The sequence below is a fragment of the Neobacillus paridis genome (assembly GCF_016765675.1).
In the GTDB taxonomy this organism is placed as follows: Bacteria; Bacillota; Bacilli; order Bacillales; family Cytobacillaceae; genus Neobacillus; species Neobacillus paridis.
This window is the reverse complement of sequence record NZ_JAESWB010000168.1, coordinates 720,388-735,854: the sequence shown is the minus strand read 5'-3', so window position 1 is coordinate 735,854 and position 15,467 is coordinate 720,388. Positions and strand designations below refer to the sequence as shown.

Genomic DNA, 15,467 nt, shown 5'->3' with positions numbered 1-15,467 from the left:
CCCTCTATTGACAATAAATTGTGGGATCAAAACCGTATGCATCAAAAGCATCTCGGTTAAAATCGCGAATAGATTGTGATATCGTCCTAAAGTTTGCGCCTGTATACAGCAGCTGAACCTCTTTTCTGGCTCTTGTAATTGCTACATACAGTATCTTCTTTTCATCATTTAGTATGCTATCCAAATCATTCTGATAGTTAACGCTAAACTTATCTCCAGCCCGTTTGTTTAGTTCCTCGATACGTTTTATACTAGGGTAATGATCCTTATCGAAGTGAATAACAAACACATAATCGAATTCAAGTCCCTTGACACTAAAGGCATCTGTAAAGAATACAGGTTTCCGTTGGCGATCAAAATCGAAACGCTTAGCATACTCTGCTGTTGTAATGACATCGAAATTGCGACTTAACTCGAAAAATATCGTGGATTGCCTTGCATTTTGACTCTCTACATCAAAGCGATGAACAACGGCGATCGTTGCTTCCGGATCCTGTTTTTGAATACTATTTATCTCTTTAATAATATGATTAATAAGCGCTGTGTTTTGCTTAAAGTAATGAATGGACGGTTTATCCCCTTCGCGGACAAACTTCTGATCGTCCATCCTATCATTTTCTTCATCTAAAAATTTTATCGAACTAGCGAGCTCCATAATTTGCTTTGTGGAGCGGTAATTTGTTTTTAAGTTACGGTTTTTTCTTCCTTCAATATTTAAACCTAGTTCTTTATAAGAAAATGGGCTGCGCTTATAAATTCTTTGTTTAGGGTCACCTGATACAACGATTGATTTTTTTTGAAGGGCAACTAGAGCCTTTAATTGCATGGCTTGCAAGTCTTGAACCTCATCTACAAAAATATAATCATATTTTAATGATTCAGGGATCGCCTCTAAATACCTTAATAGAAGCAAGGCATAGTCTTCTAAATCTAAATGATCATGGAATTGTGTTTTTAGTATCTTTTGATATTCTTTATAAAGGTAAAAGATGGTTCGTCGCTGCTCCTTCGTTAACCGCGGATTGCTTCCCCTTCCGGCTCGCTCACATTGAAAATACTGCTCTTCTGTTATAAAGCCATTTGCTTTCATCCATAAGATTTCTTCCATTAAAAAAGTTCCATCATGCGTTTTATACAGCCGTTGTTCGCTAGGAAGCTGCTTATGCGCTTCACTATCTATAAAGTTTTTAGTTAAAACAATAGTCCGATACTTTATCCGATCCTCGTATTTATGTAAATTCTCAAGGGTAACCTTTAAGAATTGACTATTTTTAAAGCCAATCTCCTTCAAAATCCCAGCTGCCACATTATGAAACGTCATCATGTGCAGAGTATGTTTATCTTTGATTTGGTGGTATTTGTTCGACTGCCGGATCCGCTTTCTGGCATCCTCAATTAATGTGGTATTAAAAGAACAATACAAAATTCGCTTTGGCTCATTTTCCTGATCCATCACTTTCAACAGCTTGTATAATAATGTTAAGCTTTTACCACTGCCGGCAGATCCGTTAATCAGCATATGATCTTCTTCCTGCTGAACAACGGAGATTTGTTCAGGGCTTAACGTAATATTTGGCAGTAAACCATGAGCATCAAAATAGTTCTGCCATGCTCGGGCAGATTTTCTAGCAAAGCTCAAGCGAAGTTCATGAAGACTAGTTGTCATTTGCATCGATGACATACTCTCCTTCCTTACATACATGTAAATATGGACACATCCGGCAATGGTTTCCACTTCGAGCAGTTACCTTTTTATCATCAATATTATCCATTAATTCATTTACGTGGTCCCTTAATTTAAATGTATCATGATCATACTGATGTTTCGCCTTCCAATTCTTTGTGACTTCATAACGGCTATACAGACGTTGGAGGCGATTCATCGCCTTTGGATAATAGATATTCTCATATGATTTATAGGAACGTAATCCCCTAGTGAAAGCCGTATCTAGCAAGTTTTGCTTATGTGTATGGGTCCATTGAGGAAATAATGGGAACACAGCTTGACGAAACTCCTCCTCATCTCCCTGTTCCATCAGCAATTTTCCGATCGTTGCAAAAACTTGCTGCTGGTGGAAGTCTTTTTCATAAATCGGATGCTGCTCAATAAAGGCATTGAGGAAAAACTTTTTATGGCAAAAGTCACTGTCTAGCCAAAGCAAATCTGGAATCTTCTCGAAGCCATCGGAAGGGATATCCTGAAGCTCTTGCTGCTCCTCCTGATCCCACTCAAATTCTTCACTTATCTCTTCATTGTCGAATTCATAATCATCGTACAGCTCTTTTAAAACAGTATAGTAAATACTTGGTCCATCATGTTCTTGAAGTTCCTCAATAAAACTTAATGTAATCCGGCCTTTGGCATAGGCAATTAAATGGAATAAAGCATAAAGTGCTGTATATCTAGTAACCTGCCGTGAGTAGTAATCAACTAACAATGCATTGATCCTACTATCCCGATTAGCCGAGATATAAGAATGATAAACACAGTTTTTTAACCATGTGTGATTTAACAGATTCGGCAGCGATGGACTTTTCCACGGGAATGTTTTTAACGATAGTCCCGTCACATGGATATGCTCAGTGGACAATGTTTTTCCGACTAACTGGTCAAAATTCTGAATTTTGTTTTGATTTCGTTCTTCCTGTGATGCGAGATAATAGGTTAATAGTTGAAATAGCTCTGCCTGCTCAAATTCCCATGTTGCTGGAATATCAGTCCGAAAGAGATTCTCTAATTTCCCTGCAGCTTTCTCATTCCAGCTGTCTTTTACACTAGAGTAGATTCTCTGAATTTCGAGCAGGTAGGATTGCACATTGCGCTTCTCCTGGTCTTTTGGTAATAACCGATTTACCTTTCTCGCTAAATCTTTTGTACATTCGATTAATTGCTTTACAGTGAGATCGTATCGGGAATCATGTACATACGGAAAAGCACGAAACGGGTTACTTAAGTATCGTTTCAACCGGTTCCGTCCTGTTTGCTCTTTGGAAAGATCATCAAAGACACGTCCAAATTCCTGGAACTCCACAAGTGCTTGCAGTCGTTCCATGATATCCTGAAAGTTGCTAATGCCATCCATATAATCATGCAGGTCCACCAATAAGGTTAAAGCTTGTATCCCATTTATATCTCCAGCCCGAATCCAACCTGATGTAATCATATTTACATAATCATCATAGGAAAGGGTAATACCCGCCTCGGTCTTTTTACAGTTTTGTAAAGCGAGAAAGAATTGACCATAGGAAGAGGCATAAAAATGCTCCTTGTGCGAATAATCAGTAAATATATTCAAGTTTTCCTCGAATACAGCAATCACTTCGTGGACATTTTTTTGAATTGGATTTTGTTTTAAATAATCTTTAAAGCTAGTTGGGTGTTCAAAGGACAAGAACGTTATATCGTTCCTATCCGCTTCCTGGTGTTCCATATGTTGATCTAGATAATGAGCAAATTTTGCCCCGCTTGTCCACTTTGTAAACTCTACACACTCCCAATCTTGCCAATTAACACCACTAAGCGATTGATAAATTTCAAGCCAAGGCTTATACAGCTCAGGCAGCTCGGGCTGAAATGGGATATAAAATACAAGCTCATAGCCTACCTGTTTCAAAAGCTGAAACAACATCATTCTTGTGCCATCGATATAATCAAAATGATGCAAATAAATTGTTTGGATATCCGAATGAAGCCCTAGCTTATCACGAATTTTTTCCTTAGATAAACTTGCTCTTTCTGTGATATATTGTGAAACAAGTGGGTCTTGGTACATCTGCTTCATCAACTTAACCAGCAATTTTTGCTCGTCCCTTAAGCTGGGGCCTTCATAAAGCGTCAGTCCACCCATCTCCATTAAGAATCGTAAGCTTACATAGAAGTCTTGGACTCGCTTTTGGTAATAGGTTTGTTCACGTTCCGGTGCGTTCTCATGCAGGAATTGTCTGATAATCGAGTGCAAATACACTTCCGTATGCGGATGATTCCATTCCTGAAAAAGCTTCTTAACAAATGCTTTATATCCGTAGACGTGTGCATGAGGATTCTTATCTCGTAAGAAATCAGCAAAAGCCGCACTTTGTGTGATGTGAAGTTCCTCATCACGTAATCGAAAATTTTCGTAAAACTTTTTTGTGTGCTGGTAGTATTTAATGCTAAACATGTAAGTTCTCCCCACTTTCCAGCAAGTTACTCCAACATTGTATGGAATACGGATTCATGGTAGCGGTACTCTGCGCAATAATTCCTTTTTTTGCTCTTGTTAAGGCAACATAGAGCAGCCTAGCCTCCTCTGCAATCGTTTCCGCTTGTTCGTTTTTAACATGATCTCGATAAAAAGTGTTTTCGACAATTTGGTCTTGCCAATTAATATGATAGCCAATCTTCCAATTTCCAGCTTCCGGAATCAATAATATTTCCGTCATTCCATCCTTAATAAATGGACTATTCGTGTAAGGAAGTAAAACATAATTGAATTCCAATCCCTTAGCCTTGTGTACGGTCATAACCTTGATTCGATGGGAGACTTCATCATGAAGCTTCCATTCATTCTCGATAGTATCCGTGGCCATTTTAATGGTGAGAAATTGTTCTAAATCATACAATGAAGCTTCAAAATTTCCGAATTCTTTTTTTAACAGATAAATCAGTCGGTCTAAATTGACCTTGTATTCTTTCATTTTGGCGACGGCTTCTTGTTTCTGCATTCCCATATCCTCACCTGGAAATTGCTTTCGCAAATGTTGGTAAAACCTGCGGCGAAAAACTTCATGTGGTTTAACTTGCTCAATTACTTGTTGCAGTACAGGCAAAGCTGATTGCGATTTGAATGATTCACCACCAAATATCCAATTTTCCCGTTCTTCTAATAAATCTAGTACATATGGCTTCTCCTGTGTAAAAGACTGAAAGACCTCGGATATTGACAGCTCATTATTCCCATAAGAAGATTGATGGAACAAATAGCGATCTTTCGCGACTTTTGGATGGGTAAATCTTCTAAGCAGCAAATAAAATTCACGAACAGGCAAGCAGCGGTAAAAGGAACCTGAAATCTCGGCATCGCAGAAAAAACCTTGGCTTTCAATTTCTTCAACCATTTTAAGGACCTGACGATTAGAACGGACAAGTACAGCCACATCTTCTTTATATAAACGCTGGAGAACATGTCTTAAGTTGGTGGTTTCAAGTGGCAGTGTGACCAATCCTTCTTCTACCGTATCCTCCAAAACCGCTAGCAAATGGTCCGTTTCATCATAATGAAAGTGTTCAATGACCCCATCCCACTTTCGGAATAATTGATTAAACTGGTGAATTAACATTTCTTCTGAGCGATAGTTTTTGCGCAGAGAATATTCAAAATAGCGCTGATTGGCAGTTTCCAAGTAACCCTTAAGCTGATTAAACGCAGTATAGTCTGCCCCGCGAAAACGATAAATACTTTGTTTAATGTCCCCGACAGCAAACAACTGGCTTTGATACTGACTTACTAACCACGCTACAAAGGATACTTGTGCCTCATCGGTATCTTGAAATTCGTCGACAAACAGATATTGAATCTGGAGATGTAATTGTTCTTGTGGAATCGAACGCACGACTCCGAGGCGGCTGATCAAATCACTAATCTCTAAAGACTCTTCATCATTCTTCTTTTTCACTAAGTCTTTTGTCACGTTTTCAATTACATAGGCGGCCATCTGATGAAAACCTCGGTTATCATAACCATACTCAAGCATAAGCACAGATTCATAGGAAATTGATTTATTATTAATTCTCTCCATGATCCCCATAAACGCTTTAACGAGCTTATAATGCGGTAAATAACGGAAAGATTCGTAGATTATCGGATTTGCTGTGGCAAATTGGTCAATATAGTATTCAATCAGCTTTCTTTGCTCATGTTTAAAGCTTCGAATTTCCATTGATTTAGAAAAACCAAGCCGCTGACCTTCATTACTCAAGAACTCTTTGGCAAACGAGTGAAACGTCCCGATAAACATATTGCCGATCTCTTCCATCCATTCAAGATAGGTTTTGTCTTTAGTCAAATCGTAATAACCTTTTAACTTCTCCAATAATTTTTTCCGCATATTTGCGGCAGCTTCATTGGTAAATGTAATCATAACGACAGATCCCATGTTGAGCTGTGGGATCATATGCTTTAAAAATAAAATTCGGTTAATCATGGTCGTGGTTTTTCCGGTTCCAGCGCCTGCTTTAACGATATAATGTTGCTCTTCTTGCTGGTGCTCCAACAGATACTGTTCTTTATTGAAAGAACTGTTGGCATCGAGATAATCTAACAGCGCTGAATCTATTTGTTTACCATCAAAGCTACGGAATTCTCTATCATCCCATTCTTGGGCATAGCGAACCACACTTAGCATCAAAAGCCCGTTCTTATTAGCTTCTTTAAGAAAAGGATTCACTAAGATCAATTCACTATCATCAAATGATAAAAAGAATACCTTGATTCCGTTTTTTAAGTAGTTTTCTATTACCTTATATGTATTATCAGTAATTTCCGATCTAAACCATAGAACCGAATAGTTGGCGTCAATCATCTAAAAGCACCTCATAGACACAAATTCATATAGTTCTATTGTAGTATAAATCGATCCATTTGTTCTAGAATTTGTAAAGGAAATATATGCAAATAATAAAAAAGTGGCAGGTTATTATTACACCTGTCACTTTTGAAACTTTATAAGGAAATATTTATATCGATAAAGGTGCATCACCGAAATAGATAGCTTTTTTGTCACAAATATTTCTTCACCTGTTACCCCGGTATATATTTAAACATTAAGTCAGTAAATTGTTGATCGTCAATTAGTATAACTCGCTTGTCTATCGAACTGGCATAATCATAAGAATTTTTGGGAAAATTCATTGTAGTAAGGTAAATCCATTTAGAAGCTCTTTCTTCCTTCATTACAAGTCCTTTACAATTTCTTCATCCAAAATAGCCTTTCTCTTTTCCCAATCCGGCATTAATGAATAAAGCATTTGATAAAAGCTCTCGCTGTGATCGTTGTACTTAAAATGGATGAGTTCATGGAGAACCACATAGTCGATACAGTATTTTGGTGCCTTTATGAGTTCTGTATTCAACATAATTGTGTTTTTATCTGTTAAAGCGGACCCCCATCGAGCCTTCATTAACCGTACATCAACAATTGGCTTTTGCACTCCATACTTTTGTACCAATGGATACATTTTTTCAAGCGATTCTTTGTATGTCTTCTGAGCTTTCTCTCGATACCATTCGTCCAGCAGCTTTGCCTTTCTGATAGCATTATCAGTAACTTTCACATATAAATAGATGAATCCACGAAAGTATTTCACCGTTTCTTCTTCGGTTGTCTGCTCAACTCGTAAGCGATATTGTTTTCCTAAATATCTAAACGATTCTCCACTTACATATTCACGTTCGCTTTGTTTTAATGGTTGGACATCATTGAAATGCCCTATGTTCCTTAGAATCCACGAACCTTTTGATTTTACAAAATCTGAAATAAAGTCTAACGGAACTCGGTCATTTGCTGTAACCTCAATGGTCTGGTTTCACATTAAGATTGACATTTTTTACTTTTTTCCGTTTCACAATAAAATTAATGACTTTATTAGCGAACTCGATTTGATGTTTTTCCATGCTGCTCCCTGCCTTAGTAACGTCGTAGAGCAACCGTTTTGATTTGCTCAATGATCTTATCAATCGTATCAAAATCAATATCTATATTGTGCTTTTCTTTAAAATCAAAGAGAAGATCGTCCAGTTCCTGTGCAATCCGATTATGAATTTCTATATTGTCATGCCAATCGACTTTTTGATGTGTCTTTATAATTTCATCCATCTTTGCTGCTAGCTCACCTAGCGTATTCGTGTCATAACTTGCAGCAGGTTCTTTTGTTTCGCTCAAAATATCTTTTGTTACGCCATAAAAGGCTTGTGCATTGCGATTCTCCATGTTGGGTCATAGATACGGTCATTTTCTTGCGGTTTAACTAATCGTGCCAGTAATTCTGATACCTCAGCAGGCGTATAGAATTCCCCACCCTTTTTCCCTGCATCAGAAGCGAATAATCCAATCATATATTGATACGCATTACCAACAATATCTTCATTTCCTAATTGGGATGGTCTCAAAGATAGCTGGTTAAAATCCTCTAATAAAGATCGAAGCATGGCATTCCGTTCTTTTGCTTTTCCAAGAATGGCCTCACTATTAAAGTCTATGTTCCGGAATACCCCACGAAGTTTTCCAGTATTCTCGTTTTCAATTCGTTCCAATGCTTTGTTGATGATTTCGCCAATTTCCGGGTCATTTCTTTTACTATATAAATAGTCAAATGTAGATGCTTCATCTAACACAAACCGTTCTCGTGACAAAGCACGTTGGATTCGTTGCTCATCACCATTGTACCGTTTACTGTAATCCTCTAATTTCTCCTTATATGAATCACTGAGGTACTTCATAAATAACATGGTGAGGATGTAATCCTTATATGTAGATGAATCAATTTTCCCTCTAAATGTATCGGCTGCCTGCCATAACACACTGTTGACTTTTTCTTGTGATGTTTGTTCAATCATTCTTTTTTCCTCCTAGTAATTGCTGAGCAACCCCTTCAAAGAGCAACTCCTTTTCTTCTATTAATTTCTTGTAAAGCATTTTCTCTCTTTGATACGTATACATCCTTCTGCTGCCCTATCCAATATGCTCGGTCAGGTAACTGTTGATAGCATTATAATGGATGTCCAAGGAAAATAGAAGATGGCTTTATTAATTGTGAATGATTTCACTTAAACTAATTTACAGGAATGAAATGAAATTATTAAAACAACCGAGAGGAGCATCCCAGACAATAAATGCTTAGTACCTGCCCCCTAGTACGTGAGGTGAAAACACGGCATAATCTAAACGATGATGCTCCCCTACCCCAAACACATCATTTTTACAATCACTTTTTAAGTTGACTATTCATACAATTATTTCTCCGTGAAAACAATGTTTAAAAGCTATTTATATTTTCCAAACTCTTTCGTAGCGTTAACCATTGTTTCAATCACTTCAAATGGCACATTGTAAGGGATTTCGGGACCTTGAGATGAAACAACATATCCATATCCATTGGCAGCTTTATTGATTGCTTTTTTTACCTCTAATTGCGTTTTGATTGCATTCCAATTGAGCATCTCGATATTATTAAAATTCCCCATAATAGCAATTTTACCATTTGCTATCTTTTTGCATTCCTTTAAATCATCATTATAATCAAGAATCGTCACAACCGCACCTGTTATTGCAATTAAATCTATGATTCCTTGAGCACTTCCAACTGCTTCATAAACCACTGGCACCGGGATTTCTTTAATGGTTTCTTTGACTAATGAGAGTACATGATTCTCGAATAATCTCCTGCTAATAACCGTCTGAGACGCAATACCATCTGCCATGACAATAATGTCTGCCCCAGCCTCCACCATTTTTTTTGCCCATGAAATGACAAATTGTTTACATTTATGCAATAACAGCTTTAGATATTGATCTCCGTTTCTATCTTCCTCTAAGAGCAACCTCATAAACGCACCGGTTCCCATCAGCATACTCGGTAAACTAAAAGGAGCAATTAGTCCACCAATGACCGCTGTATGTTGACCCACTTTTTTGGCTAAGATGCTAATCGCTTTTAGTGTTTCTTTCGTTTCCATCGAATTAGTAGGATCCGGTACCTTTAAGTCTAGAATATCTTCAACATTTCTGATAATCATTTTTCCAACGGTAGGCGAGCCGTTTTGATGATAGGTTAACGGAACCCCCCAAGGAGTCAAATCCTCAACCACATGCGGCATACCAAAAACCGCATCAGGTTCTAGCAGTTCCAGTAATTTTAATTGTCCATTCGCTATGTATTCCCCATTTTTTTGATAGGTCGGTAAATCAAGGTTCAAAAGTTTCGCCCCTTGTGTTAAAGCAACAGGTACAACAGGAACCCTGTCTACTGCCTGAAACGTTACCGCTTTTACTAAACGCTCTTTTGAATTCATTATTTAACCACCCTCTTATGTAGTAAACCTAGCAATTCTTTTGCTGTTTTAATCGCTTCAATCCCGTTTTGAGCCATGGCATCTGCCTTTACACGTTGAACGAGACGAGGATCAAAGTTAAAAGGTGCACCCCCGACCAGTATTTTGACATGTCTTAATCCTTTTTTATCGAGAAGTTCTCTTAAATGTATGACTTCCTCTGCGGTATGCAGGATTAATGCCGAAACACAGATTAAGTTTGCTTTTTCTTTTCTTACAACTTCAACGAATGTTTCATTCGATACTGACAGTCCCAAATCGACTACATCGAATCCAGCCATCCTTAAAAACGTTGAGATAATTTGTCTTCCTAGTGCATGATAATCTCCGAAAGCATTCCCGATAATAATTTTTCCTAATTTTTTTCCCTTCTGGTCTTTCTCTAATAAAGGAAGTAACACATCTAAACAAGCTTCGATAATTCTCCCGTTCACATAAATCTCACTTAAAGGAACAAGTCGATCAATTTGTTCCCTTCCTATTGATTCAACGGTTCGTTCCAATATTTGCGTTGTAATAAATTCAGCATCTTCACCATTATCAAGGGCATGGTGAATAATGGTCAGGCAATGTTCCAAGTTTTCATTTTTAAAATTTTTATAGAATTCCTGGTACAAATCGATTGCACCTTTATAACTCGTAAAGTTTGCTGAAACCCCTAATTCTTGATTGATATCGTCTATCATTTCCTTCGTTAACTCTACTTGTTGCAGAAGGATTCTTTTCACATTGCCATAACTCATTTTGTTATACTCCACCATGGTATAAACCTTTTGAATTAGATCATAAATAGTTTTTAGCGTGTCATCCAAAACCATAGACTCCGTGACAATGTTTTCACTATCTGTATACATAGAAATAAAGCTTTCTTTTCCTTTTTCTAATTCCTGTACCACTTGAAATAAAGTTTGATTGTTCTCATTTAAGATTTGTGTCATTTCAGAGGTTTGCTTTGTTAATTTGCTTGTGGTGTTGGTCATATTCACGGAAGCATTACTAGTGATATCTGATAGTTTTCTTACTTCCGTTGCAATAATTTTAAAAACATCTCCTTTTGGGCCCAGGCGGTACGCCTCAATATTAGCATTTATGGCTAGAATATTCGTTTGTGCAGACACTTCTCGCAGTAATTTAAGGGTTTGTTCCATATTTTTGTCTACTTCTTCATTTTCTTTATTCAATTCAAGAACAGTAGAATTTATTTCACCATATTTTTCTCTTAGTTGAATCATTTTATTTAAGCCATCCAAAAACAAGTTCAACTGTTCATCAATATGTTGTTTTGTTTTTTCCGCCATCAGCGTTATGTAATGATCATTCCCTGTATATTCCGTATAAACCGCTTTCATTTTTATCAAATAATCTTCCAACGCTTCTGAGGAAGATTCTATATCTTCACAGTAATTGACTTGTGACCACAGGATCGTAAGCTGTTTTTCCAACTTCACTTTTTGCTTTTCTAAAAACGTTTGACTAGACAAATATACTCCTCCCTTATGAGTAGGATTAATCTATTGTTAAAACAATTATATATCATTTTCAAACCTATTTTTATAACAATCCATGAAAAAAAAGACCGAACATGCACGTACTATGTTCGGTCCTGCAATAGACGGCCCCTTTAAGGGGTCCAGCCTTTCTTATATTCGACCAATTCCACTGTGATTCCCTTAATTTTATCACTGGCAAATTGACTGTCCTCTCCCACAATGTATGGAGCATCAATTTTTAAGACGGCTCTGTCGATTTTGGGTTGTTTCTTTATATCACCAACAAGGATCAACACGTCTATTTGAAACCAAATGCCCCCTTCTCCATTGCTTTGGTCTGCCAACGGATGATAAACCATTCCTGCTTCCATTACCTTCAATGGCTTCACTTTGGAAAATTTCCTCTTATATTGGTCCTGAACAATTTTTTCTATCTTTGGCTCGATTAATGCCAAAAGAATATCTTCGGAAGTCATATACTTCGCATCTGATCCGGATATCGGTACATATGGTACAGATGTGGCCTGAGCAAAAGAGTTAGTTACGAGTAAAGATAAAGACAGAAAAACAAGCTGAATTAGTTTTTTCAATTTATCACCCAATTTATTTATTCATTTCCTATGTTATTATTTTCCAAATTAGAGAAAAATATAAATTTATCCTTTTCGGCAAGAAGACTCCATCTGATTTGTATTACGGGCGAAGCCCAACCATTCAGGTGGAGATGAATTTCCGTCAGCCGATAGGCTGAAATCTTTTGTTTGGTTTGCATCATGATCCTACTATATTAGAGAACAAACGTTTGCTTATTCTTTGTGCAAGTGATACAATTAGACATAGATGGAAAGTGTATGGATATCATTACAAAATTAGATAGTAATCATCATTCAGTGTTAACTCTCTCTAGAAAGGTGGTGAACAACATGACCAGGAAAAAGGCAGTTAAAGTATTGCGTAAACAAAAGAAAACCGAAAACATTCAACGGTTCACTCAAAAACAAAATATTGGACGAGCTAGTCTCACAGCAAAAGAATATCGTCTACTTCAACGCATGACTCATAGTTCAAAAGCACTGCGGAATGTTGGATTATATACCATAAAACAATGTTACTTACACAACAATAGGATGGCGACGGTGAAGGAAGTGGACGCTGCCATGCAAGCGGATGTGAACTATTGGGGCCTTCAATCCAACTCCGTTCAAGCGATTCGTAGAACGCTATTTTCGGAAGCAACGAGCTTTTTTAAAGCACTGGAACAATGGAAGAAAACTCCTGAAACATTCACGGGTCGTCCCAAGTTTCCGAAGTATTCTGGCTCCACTAAAAAACGGATGATTGAAATCTATCAAGTTCCGAAAGTAGATCAAGATGGATTTTGGACGATTCCCATGAACGTGGAATTCAGAAAGCGTTTTGGTTCAATCAAAATTCGAATGCCGAAGAACTTATTAAACCGGAAAATCTCCTATATTGAAATCAAACCTAAGCAAAAAGGTCGGTTCTTTGAGGTGCATTACACGTATGAAGTGTATGTGGCTCAAATGAAAAAACAACCTACGACCACGATGAACGCTTTGGGTTGTGATTTAGGTGTAGACCGATTATTGAGTTGTGCAACGAATCAAGGCGATACCTTCTTAATTGACGGCAAAAAACTCAAATCGATCAACCGATACTTTCATAAAGCCATCAGCCATCTCCAACAGAAAAACATGGAAAACGGCCTTTCTAAACGGATTGTAACCAATAAAATAGCAGAACTTTGGAACAATCGCGAAGCTCAAATGAACGGATATTTCTCACAAGCTGTCGGCTTATTGTTCAAAAAAGTGAAGGAATTTAACATTGATACGATTGTGATAGGTTATAACGCTGGTTGGAAACAAGAAGGCGGCATGGGAAAAAAGAATAATCAACAGTTTGTCCCAATTCCATTTCAGAAACTCCTATCTGCCATTGAAAATAAATGCTTAAAAAAAGGCATTCTTTTCAAAAGACAAGAAGAAAGCTATACCTCCAAAGCTAGTTTCCTGGATAGAGACAATATCCCTGTTTGGTCAAAAGACGATCAAACTCCCCACCACTTCAGTGGTAAACGAGTAACACGTGGTTTGTATCAAAGTCAAGCAGGGCGTTGTATTCATGCCGACATCAACGGCGCATTGAATACGCTACGGAAATCAGAGGTTGTAGAATTTGATGAAAATTTCAGAGTGAAAACGCCATTCTTATTGGCAGTACAAAAACGTAAGGCTGTTGCCTAGCGCATAGCTTAGTGGGTGTGTCAACCATCCATGTGTATTCGTCACTTTTGTGCCGGAGCTTGTAGTACATAGTTCGTAAGGCTATGACTTCACCGTATCCATTCGGAGAACCTTCACTCATGGTAGGGAGGGTGCAAGTGGGAAAACGATCGTACGTCGCCAGTACCAACCAAAAACATACTTGGGGTGTCGCCTGTAAGGTGGCATGAATTCTAGAGCGTCAAACAGTCTAGCAATAGACGAGAAGACCTAGAGTTCAAACTCAAGCCCCCACTGAAAAGATTCACCTCAGTGGGGGTAGTTGACTTCGTTCCTCCAGCTGTTTTTTGTGCTCTCCTGGTATTGCTCCCTCCAGTCTCGAAGACCTTCCGTCTCATCCAACAGGAATTCAATGTTGATCTCTTCCAATTCATTGTCTGTCAAATAATTCAACACGACGCCTAACATCCGTGCTAGCTTGGCGACTTCATTTTTCTAATCATCCTTCTGAGGAACATCTGCCTCCTTTTCAGTTTCCTCAACATGTTCGGCAGCTTTCCGTGGCCTCTTGATTCATTCTTACCAGTTTTAATCTATAGTATTTCCATTTAAATGGTATCTTTTTCAACATCGGATTTAATTGAAAAAAATTCAAAAAAACGAAACCAATCATTCATTTCAACGTATATTACGTCGAAGTCATTAAATGAAAACTGGCCGACTGGCGAGTCCATAAGGACGGTTCATCAGGCGTAGTTGGAATTGATGCAACATAGGAAAGCATAAAATTTGGAAAAAATTTATGCTTCCACTATTAGCTAAAAAAGGGGGAGTAGCCATGTCGTTTTTTAATAAAGTTTTTGCCAGTGTAGGCATCGGATCGGCAACCGTGGATACAAAGCTTGAAAAAGACACGTACATGCCCGGCGAGACTGTCAAGGGTATTGTGGAAATTAGAGGAGGAAAGGTGAACCAGCAGATTGATGAAATTTACCTGTCCCTAAAAACCAATTATTTAAGAGAATCCGATGACCGAAAATATAACGTTACAGCCACCATCGACCGCTTTAGAGTAACGGCGCCATTCAACATTGCAGCAAATGAAAGAAAAGAGATTCCTTTTTCTTTTCAACTCCCTTATGACACTCCCCTGTCGATCGGCAGGTCTAAGATTTGGGTCACCACCGGTCTGGATATAAAAGGCGCTGTGGACCCAAGTGATAAAGACTATCTGAAGATTATTCCGAACCGGTTAATGGCGGCCGTCTTTAATGCCATCGATAACCTTGGCTTTAAAATCCGAGAGGCTGACTGTGAGGAAGCACCAAGAAGATTGCGCAGCCGCTTGCCGTTTGTTCAGGAATTTGAGTTTGTGCCGGTTTCTGGTCCATTCCGCGGCAGATTGGATGAACTGGAGGTCGTGTTCCTGCCATCGGGGTACGGTGGACTTGATCTGTTGCTCCAGGTGGATCGCCGTGCGCGCGGATTGGCAAGTTTGTTCTCGGAAGCCTTGGGGACGGATGAAACGAATCTAAGGTTATCCGTCACCGCCTCGGATATTCCATACTTACAGCAAAAACTGCAAACAGTGATCCAGCGATATTCGTAAACACAAAAAAACAAGGGGCTGTCTGATAAGTCCC

12 protein-coding genes are annotated in these 15,467 nt (G+C 38.2%); 2 read left to right on the top strand and 10 right to left on the bottom strand.

Features of this window, described 5'->3' with window-relative positions:
- Positions 1-4 precede the first annotated feature (4 nt).
- From JK635_RS12555 to JK635_RS12505, 10 genes are all read right to left on the bottom strand, one after another.
- Complete coding sequence (locus JK635_RS12555) at positions 5-1,672, bottom strand: UvrD-helicase domain-containing protein (RefSeq protein ID WP_202654262.1); 1,668 nt, start codon at positions 1,670-1,672, stop codon at positions 5-7.
- On the bottom strand, positions 1,656-4,160 hold the full coding sequence (locus JK635_RS12550; RefSeq protein WP_202654261.1) for a PD-(D/E)XK nuclease family protein: 2,505 nt from the start codon (positions 4,158-4,160) through the stop codon (positions 1,656-1,658). Before JK635_RS12550 ends, JK635_RS12555 begins: the two co-directional genes overlap by 17 nt.
- Positions 4,153-6,561, bottom strand: a complete 2,409-nt coding sequence (locus JK635_RS12545) for a UvrD-helicase domain-containing protein (RefSeq protein WP_202654260.1) — start codon at positions 6,559-6,561, stop codon at positions 4,153-4,155. The genes JK635_RS12550 and JK635_RS12545 overlap by 8 nt, the downstream gene beginning before the upstream one ends.
- Before the next feature lie 218 nt (positions 6,562-6,779).
- Positions 6,780-6,890, bottom strand: coding sequence for a hypothetical protein (locus JK635_RS25500; protein WP_368857092.1), 111 nt, complete (start codon positions 6,888-6,890; stop codon positions 6,780-6,782).
- A 41-nt stretch (positions 6,891-6,931) separates the two neighbouring features.
- Complete coding sequence (locus JK635_RS12535) at positions 6,932-7,516, bottom strand: YgjP family zinc-dependent metalloprotease (protein WP_368857091.1); 585 nt, start codon at positions 7,514-7,516, stop codon at positions 6,932-6,934.
- A 149-nt stretch (positions 7,517-7,665) separates the two neighbouring features.
- A complete protein-coding gene (locus JK635_RS12530) occupies positions 7,666-7,968 on the bottom strand; it encodes a hypothetical protein (protein ID WP_235888040.1) in 303 nt (100 codons plus the stop codon).
- Positions 7,932-8,594, bottom strand: a complete 663-nt coding sequence (locus tag JK635_RS12525; RefSeq protein ID WP_235888039.1) for a type I restriction-modification system subunit M N-terminal domain-containing protein — start codon at positions 8,592-8,594, stop codon at positions 7,932-7,934. Before JK635_RS12525 ends, JK635_RS12530 begins: the two co-directional genes overlap by 37 nt.
- A gap of 426 nt (positions 8,595-9,020) precedes the next feature.
- The gene (locus JK635_RS12515; protein ID WP_202654258.1) at positions 9,021-10,049 is read right to left on the bottom strand and encodes a uroporphyrinogen decarboxylase family protein; all 1,029 of its coding nucleotides are present in this window, start codon (positions 10,047-10,049) and stop codon (positions 9,021-9,023) included.
- Positions 10,049-11,569 carry a cobalamin-dependent protein gene (locus JK635_RS12510; protein ID WP_202654257.1) on the bottom strand — a complete coding sequence of 507 codons (1,521 nt, stop codon included), beginning with the start codon at positions 11,567-11,569 and terminating at the stop codon, positions 10,049-10,051. Before JK635_RS12510 ends, JK635_RS12515 begins: the two co-directional genes overlap by 1 nt.
- A 140-nt stretch (positions 11,570-11,709) precedes the next feature.
- On the bottom strand, positions 11,710-12,168 hold the full coding sequence (locus tag JK635_RS12505) for a hypothetical protein (RefSeq protein WP_202654256.1): 459 nt from the start codon (positions 12,166-12,168) through the stop codon (positions 11,710-11,712).
- 333 nt (positions 12,169-12,501) lie between these two features.
- Between JK635_RS12505 and JK635_RS12500 the strand changes: the two genes are divergently transcribed.
- Positions 12,502-13,845, top strand: coding sequence for an RNA-guided endonuclease TnpB family protein (locus JK635_RS12500; protein WP_202654255.1), 1,344 nt, complete (start codon positions 12,502-12,504; stop codon positions 13,843-13,845).
- 817 nt (positions 13,846-14,662) lie between these two features.
- On the top strand, positions 14,663-15,433 hold the full coding sequence (locus JK635_RS12495; RefSeq protein WP_202654254.1) for a sporulation protein: 771 nt from the start codon (positions 14,663-14,665) through the stop codon (positions 15,431-15,433).
- The last annotated feature ends 34 nt before the right edge of the window (positions 15,434-15,467 follow it).

Coding starts and splice junctions, on each gene's coding strand:
- JK635_RS12525 (WP_235888039.1), bottom strand. CDS start 8,594: ATGATTGAACAAACATCACAAGAAAAAGTCAACAGTGTGTTATGGCAG.
- JK635_RS12545 (WP_202654260.1), bottom strand. CDS start 6,561: ATGATTGACGCCAACTATTCGGTTCTATGGTTTAGATCGGAAATTACT.
- JK635_RS12550 (WP_202654261.1), bottom strand. CDS start 4,160: ATGTTTAGCATTAAATACTACCAGCACACAAAAAAGTTTTACGAAAAT.
- JK635_RS12530 (WP_235888040.1), bottom strand. CDS start 7,968: ATGGAGAATCGCAATGCACAAGCCTTTTATGGCGTAACAAAAGATATT.
- JK635_RS12495 (WP_202654254.1), top strand. CDS start 14,663: ATGTCGTTTTTTAATAAAGTTTTTGCCAGTGTAGGCATCGGATCGGCA.
- JK635_RS12500 (WP_202654255.1), top strand. CDS start 12,502: ATGACCAGGAAAAAGGCAGTTAAAGTATTGCGTAAACAAAAGAAAACC.
- JK635_RS12555 (WP_202654262.1), bottom strand. CDS start 1,672: ATGCAAATGACAACTAGTCTTCATGAACTTCGCTTGAGCTTTGCTAGA.
- JK635_RS25500 (WP_368857092.1), bottom strand. CDS start 6,890: ATGAATTTTCCCAAAAATTCTTATGATTATGCCAGTTCGATAGACAAG.
- JK635_RS12515 (WP_202654258.1), bottom strand. CDS start 10,049: ATGAATTCAAAAGAGCGTTTAGTAAAAGCGGTAACGTTTCAGGCAGTA.